This window comes from Paenibacillus sp. BAC0078 (genome assembly GCF_054483875.1).
In genome coordinates this window covers 88226-94407 of the sequence record NZ_JBTLRW010000021.1, presented here as the reverse complement: position 1 = coordinate 94407, position 6182 = coordinate 88226, and the positions used below count along the sequence as shown (strand labels likewise).

Annotated in this window: 5 protein-coding genes; 4 read left to right on the top strand and 1 reads right to left on the bottom strand. The window is 44.5% G+C overall.

Going from position 1 to position 6182, the window contains the following annotated elements; translation table 11 throughout:
• Positions 1-158 precede the first annotated feature (158 nt).
• From ACX1DY_RS26810 to ACX1DY_RS26800, 3 genes are all read left to right on the top strand, one after another.
• Positions 159-1166 carry a restriction endonuclease gene (locus ACX1DY_RS26810; protein ID WP_458967240.1) on the top strand — a complete coding sequence of 336 codons (1008 nt, stop codon included), beginning with the start codon at positions 159-161 and terminating at the stop codon, positions 1164-1166.
• 166 nt (positions 1167-1332) lie between these two features.
• Positions 1333-2208, top strand: a complete 876-nt coding sequence (locus tag ACX1DY_RS26805) for a hypothetical protein (protein ID WP_458967235.1) — start codon at positions 1333-1335, stop codon at positions 2206-2208.
• 103 nt (positions 2209-2311) lie between these two features.
• Positions 2312-3046 (top strand): Fic family protein, encoded by a 735-nt coding sequence (locus ACX1DY_RS26800; RefSeq protein ID WP_458967234.1) that lies wholly within the window; start codon positions 2312-2314, stop codon positions 3044-3046.
• Between the two features lie 41 nt (positions 3047-3087).
• On the opposite strand, the gene ACX1DY_RS26795 is transcribed toward ACX1DY_RS26800, so the two are convergent.
• Positions 3088-3969, bottom strand: coding sequence for an AraC family transcriptional regulator (locus ACX1DY_RS26795; protein WP_458967233.1), 882 nt, complete (start codon positions 3967-3969; stop codon positions 3088-3090).
• 131 nt (positions 3970-4100) lie between these two features.
• Here ACX1DY_RS26795 and ACX1DY_RS26790 point away from each other — a divergent pair, with 131 nt between their 5' ends.
• Positions 4101-6170, top strand: coding sequence for a glycoside hydrolase family 31 protein (locus ACX1DY_RS26790; RefSeq protein WP_458967232.1), 2070 nt, complete (start codon positions 4101-4103; stop codon positions 6168-6170).
• The last annotated feature ends 12 nt before the right edge of the window (positions 6171-6182 follow it).

Below are 6182 nucleotides of genomic sequence, written 5' to 3'. Positions count from 1 at the left end.
AGTCTCCTTTGTAAGGGGTATGGACAACGTGCCTACCTTCTTACAATAGGGGATTTTTTTATTGATCACCACTTCCTTTTTGAGATTTAGTTCGTGTCAACTTTTATGCAACGCTAGTGGAACAATACATCATAAACGAGGTGCTATAGTTGAAAAATATGTGGTTAGTCCGGGCAGGACAAAAAGCGTATCTTATAGATGAATTTATCGAAAAAAACGCAGTTGCGATTGGTTGGGACCAATTGGAGGATATTGCTAAAGTATCAACATTACAAGAGATGAAGAGAATATTGAAGAAAACTTACCCTGAATACAAAGATGGAAAGATCAATATTACGGCTGGACAGATTTTACGTTTTGTCAATGATTTCAAAAAAGGGGATGAAGTCATCACCTACAATCCTGAAGAACGCCTCTACTATATAGGAAGTATCAGGTCGGATTATGAGTATATACCTGATTATGTTACCGATATGCCTCATGTCCGCCATGTAAATTGGGAGGGTACTGTGTCACGGGATGCTTTATCGGCGGGTGCTAGAAATACATTAGGCTCTATTATGACAATCATTTCTATATCAAATGAGGTGCAAAAGGAATTACATGAACAGATGGGAGAGGGGAAACGGGGGAATAGTCGACAAGGACAACAACCAGAGCCAGTGCAAACTGAAACGGAGGAAGAAGCGGAAGAGCTAATAAAGGAAGATGTCATTGAGAAATCCAATGAATTCATCAAGGATAAAATAGCTAAGCTTGAGTGGGAACAAATGCAGGAACTTGTTGCGGGAATCCTTCGAGGAATGGGTTACAAAACACGTATATCGCCAAAAGGACCGGATCGAGGAAGGGACATTCTTGCATCTCCTGATGGTTTAGGACTTGAAGAGCCCAGAATTATCGTGGAAGTAAAGCACCGCTCAGGTCATATGGGAGCAAATGAAATACGCAGTTTTACTGGAGGATTACGTGCAGGAGACCGTGGTATTTATGTATCTACGGGTGGCTTCACTAAAGAAGCTAAATATGAGGGGGAGCGATCTAACATTCCATTATCACTAATTGATATGGATCTGCTGGCCGAATTGGTAACACAGTATTATGATCAATTTGACTCGGAGACCAGAACGCTAGTGCCATTAAGAAAAATTTACTGGCCTCTTTAATTATAGTTTTAATAGATATATATATTTCTTTATTAGCGGCCTCAATAGTAAACGGAGGTGTGTTGATACGGCAAAATGGAAGTTATACTGGGTTCAATCGGATGGTTATGAGGATTGTTTTGTTGTCGCTAAAAATAGCCGCAGTGCAAAATCTGTTGAGATACATATGAATGGATTTGATTTTTCGGATGTAACGGCTACTCGCATAATGAATATTCCTGATATGTTTGAAGCGAAAGCAGACAACAAATTTAGAGAGTGGTCGAAGATACATGCACCACAACAAGCGAACAATCCTGGCTTGCATCAGTGGCCATGGTATGCTGATAAATGGTTATTAGAAGATTTGGGAGCACAATTTCGAATTATAGATGATGTTGAACAAACACTTCTAAGAGATATTGTTTATGCAAAGAAACCAACTGGCGAATGGTACACCTATAGCGTCGGTGCAAGAGCTCTTTCTGAAAGAAATGAGCATCTTCCTCAATATGATAATTACGACAATGAGCCAAAGATTGATATTGCTGAACAGCTCTATTCTGCTATGGGGTTAGCTTTGACGCAATGCCATGAGATAGAATCTCTATTTTCGAAATCATTTATTTTTGCTATATCAGAGAAGCAAAAGAAAAAATATGAAACGATTAATGATTTTATTAAAGGATGGGAGAAAAAAACGCTTGGGGGATTACTCTCAGCAATACAAGAGGCTTTTGCTATTGAGACCGAGATAAAAAAGGCATTAGATTTATTTCTTGATATGAGAAATACGTTAGTACATGGTATAACAACAAAGCAGAGATACGATATTGACACGGATTGGGGACAAAGAGAATTACTTTCGTTTCTTGATTTGTTCCTTTCCTTATGTACTCCAGTTAAAGAAGTAGCAGCATCATGCTTTGAAGTAAGTGTTGAATTTGCTAATACATTTTTGCTTGAAGAGAGTGATGAAAAGATTCCATTAATGAGATCAGACGAATTATTAGGTTTATTTATTGATTGTTTTAAACTAAGAAGTAGCGATATTGAAAGTTAGAAGCGAGATGCCGCCTGCAGGCTTGAATTGACTTCTGATACATAAAATGTGGTAATAATAATTAACAAGATTCTATCAGATCATAGGGAGAGGAGGGGGCAGAGTGAACTATCCAGAATTGCTGCGCAAAAAAGCCCTGTATGAACAGGCTAAAGACACACTCCCGGAAGTTACAGTCCAAAGCTATGTGCGGGCATTCGAACTGGAGTATACGCATAACTCCACAGCGATTGAAGGCAACACCTTGACGCTTCTGGAAACCAAGGTAATCCTGGAAGATGCCCTGTCTGTGGGCGGAAAAAGACTGCGGGAGATCTATGAGGTCATTAATCATAACAAGGCTTATCAGTATGTAAAGGCAAGCATTACACAGGGATTGCCCCTGGATGAAAACATCATTAAAGACATTCATGCTATTCTGATGGAAAACATTATGGTGGGCGGCATCTACCGGAATGTAGAAGTATATATTTCTGGAGCGGCCCACACGCCGCCTGCGCCTAATGAAATGTACCGTCAAGTGAAGGATTTTTATGCTGATTTGTCTGAAAAAAATGTCGCCGACGTAATTGAGCTAGCGGCCTGGACGCATGCCGAGTTTGTGCGAATTCATCCTTTTGCAGATGGGAATGGGAGAACCTCCCGGCTGATCATGAACTACCAACTGATGGTGAACGGTTTTTTACCTATCTCTATTGCCAAAGAAAGCCGACTGGATTATTTTATTGCTCTGGAAGCCTATGCTGTGGATCGGAATTTGAAGCCCTTTGCTGACATGATCGCTTCGCTGGAGGAGGAGCAGCTTGACCGCTACCTGGGGATGATCGAAAGACGTTAAACGGAAGCAATCACATGACCAACATGTGGTTGCTTTTTCTATTAAACGCCTTCCCTCCGGTATTTACTCGGGGAGCATCCGATGGCTTTGAAGAACTCCCTGTTAAAATAGCTGATATTGTTAAAACCTACACTTTTCGCAATATCGGCAATCTTCCAATCCGTCTCCATTAGCAGCGAACAGCTTTGCAGGAGCCTGTAGCGTATGACGTAGGCGATAGGTGGCATGTTCATCACTTCCTTAAACGCATGGCAGAATTGCCCCTCGCTCATCGGAAGGATGTCGGCCAAAGCTTTTAACGAAATCTCCTCTTTATAATTTGCCTGAATATAAGCGAGGACTGGCTGCATTCGCTCTATTTTATAGTTTTTGCTGTTTCTTGAGTGGGAGGCTGCAGGTGCTCTATTCTGGTAGCAGTAATGCCAGATTTCAAACAGCTTGCTTTTGAGCAGCAACTCGATGTCGTGCAGGCCATAATCCTGAAGGGAGTCGATTTCTTTCATGCGTTCGATCACCGTTTGCTGCCATGCTTCACCGCTTTTTAGTACCTTTTTAAATTCGATATCGCCCTTCAGGAGCGGATATACAAATTTGGAGTAGGCAGACCCCTGCTTGTTATCGCCGAACAGGTTGGGGTGGAACACTACGACGCAGGCTTCGCAAGGCATCCCATCATATGATCTGGCAGCGTGAAGTTGATTTGATGGAACGAATAGTCCTTCTCCCGCCATAACACAATATTCTTCATCCTCAACGGTATATACGATTGCGCCCTGTAGAACTACAAGAAACTCAAATTCATAATGCCAGTGCAGGAAAAAAAAGTTGTCTGCGTTCGGAGGATAGCTTAAATGATGAATCGCAACCGGAAGAAGGGCAGTCCCGTGAACCGCTTTTTCTTTCAAGAACATTTTGGGCTTCATACTATCGCCTCTTAGTTTCGATAATCGGAATATTGTGTTAATCATTAGCAATTTACTTAAAGAATTGAGAGAAAACAATGAATATAATACAACTATAGCACCAAATTTTGTATGTTAGAAGGAGGAGCATAATGAAATTCAGCAGAATCGGAAATCGCCTGATCGGAAAATCGGGTGCAGAGACAATATGGATCGAACCTTGGGGCGAGAATTCCCTGCGCGTCCGAATGTCAAAAGAAGCTACGATGGACCCGAATGATTGGGCACTACTAGACACGCCCGCCGCAACTTCGCCTGTTATCACCATTGATGAGATCGAACTGATCGAGCCGTGGATACCAGAGTCAGAAAAGGCCAAGCGTACAGTCAAAAGTGAAATCGCTTCCATTCAAAATGGTGAAATCATTGCTTCCTTTAATGCGGAAGGCTGGCTCTCTTTTAGGAACAGTGACGGACAATTGCTTACGGAAGAATATTGGCGTGACAGAAACCGGATTGACCGGTACTGTGCTCCGCTGCGGATTGAAGGAAGAGAGCTGAAGCCTCTTACCGGCACAAGCGATTACAGGCTGACCTTACGTTTCGAAGCGTTTGAGGATGAGCAGATCTTCGGGCTTGGCCAATACCAGGAGAAGGTGCTGAACAAAAAAGGAGCAACGCTGGAGCTGGCCCACCGCAATTCCCAAGCCAGCGTTCCGTTTATGCTGTCCAGCCGCGGGTATGGGCTCTTGTGGAATAATCCGGCGATTGGAACGGTCACTTTTGGTACAAACCGTACGGAGTGGGTGGCTGAGAGTACGAAGAAACTGGATTATTTCATTACTGCCGGGGCGACACCTGCGCAAATCGAAGAGCAATATGCAAATGCTGTAGGGAAAGCGCCGATGATGCCTGAATACGGCTTGGGATTTTGGCAGTGCAAGCTTCGGTACCGCTCTCAAGAGGAGCTGCTCGGAGTAGCCAGAGAATACAAACGCCGTGGCCTTCCCCTTGATGTCATTGTGGTGGATTTCTTTCACTGGACAAAACAAGGCGATTTCAAGTTTGAACCGAGAGACTGGCCTGACCCTGAAGCTATGATTGCTGAATTAAAGGGAATGGACATCGAGCTGATGGTATCGGTATGGCCGACCATAGATAGCCGTTCAGAGAATTATGGTCCTATGTCCAGCGAGGGATATTTAATCTCAGCCGATAGAGGCATGAACATTAATATGAACTGGATGGGGGAGACGGTCTTTTTTGACGCTACGCATCCTGGGGCAAGAGATTATGTCTGGCTGGTGTGCAAAAAGAATTACTATGACAAGGGAGTCCGCTTATTCTGGCTCGACGAAGCGGAACCGGAGTACGGCCCTTACGACTTTGACCTCTATCGGTATTACCAGGGCCCGGCGCTGCAATGTACGAACATCTATCCTCTGATGTATGCCAAAGGTTATTATGATGGAATGACGGCGGAAGGTCAGGAGGGAGTCTGCAATCTGGTGCGCTCCGCCTGGGCAGGGGCCCAGCGGTATGGCGCACTGATCTGGTCGGGTGATATTTCCTCTACCTTCAGAGCCATGAGGGAGCAATTGCAGATCGGCCTCAATATGGGGATCGCGGGGATTCCTTGGTGGACAACGGATATCGGGGGATTTTTGGGCGGACATGTTGAAGATCCCGGCTTTCAGGAATTGCTGGTGCGCTGGTTTGCCTTTGGCGTGTTTACTCCCGTATTCCGTCTGCATGGGGAACGCGTTCCTCACATTGAACCCGAGCAGGCCGTTATTGACGGGGTAAGCCAAATGATGACCGGCAGCGATAACGAGATCTGGAGCTATGGTGAAGAGAATTATGAAATCATGAAAGCATATATTCTAATGCGCGAGAGACTGCGTCCTTATATTAGAGAGTGCATGGCAGTGGCCCATGAAAAAGGATCGCCAGTTATGCGCACGATGTTCTACGAATTCCCTGAAGATGCGGCGTGCTGGACTGCGGATTCGCAGTATATGTTTGGCCCGGATATTCTGGTAGCTCCTATATTCGAACTGGGACAGCGGAGCCGGGAAGTATACCTTCCCAAGTACCAAAGCTGGAAAAACGCCAAAACGAATGAGGTCCTGCAAGGCGGCCAGACGGTTACCGTCGATGCGCCAATCCATGAAATCCCGTTGTTCATAAGAGCGGATAAGAGCCTTCCTATTTATGAATAGCGGCGGTGGTCA